Below are 542 nucleotides of genomic sequence, written 5' to 3'. Positions count from 1 at the left end.
CCACCAGGTGATCAGCAGCGACAGCACGCCCAGCGGTATGGCGTTCCAGATCACCGCTGCCATCAGCGTGGACAGCGCCGACAGCGTCGCCTCGGTCGGACGCTGGGCAACCACACCCCAGCCGACGATCGGCACCGGCGCATAGCCGGCCAGCATCTGCACGCCGTGGCTGTTGCGCACATGCTGGGCGCCGGAGTGGCCCTTGCTGACCGCCTGCACCACCGGGTTTTCCATCGCGACCTGACCGACCCGGGCCGGCTCGATGTGGGACAGGATGCGGCCGTTGCGGTCGACCACGTACAGGTAGGAGCCATCGCGGTAGTAGTGCTTGCCCAGCAGCGTCTGCAGGATGCTGCGCTCGCGCAGGTAGATGGTGCCGCTGACGTAGCCCTTGTACTGGCCCTGCGCGCTGAAGATCGGGTGCGAGATCGCCACCAGCAGCCGTCCCGTGGCGGACTGGTAGGGATCGCTGATGAACGGCATGCGCCGCGCCAGCGCTTCCTTGTTGCCGCGGCTGTTGAGCACCACGCCCTGCAGGGCCA

General features: G+C 67.9%; 1 protein-coding gene. It reads right to left on the bottom strand.

Translation table 11 applies throughout. The features are described from left to right. A partial coding sequence (locus tag ACXJKJ_RS31850; RefSeq protein ID WP_457395722.1) for a cache domain-containing protein occupies positions 1-542 on the bottom strand: 542 nt, incomplete at both ends.

The organism is Roseateles sp. P5_E1, assembly GCF_054049335.1.
Note: the sequence above shows the minus strand (reverse complement) of the source record. Positions and strands in the feature narration are given on the sequence as shown.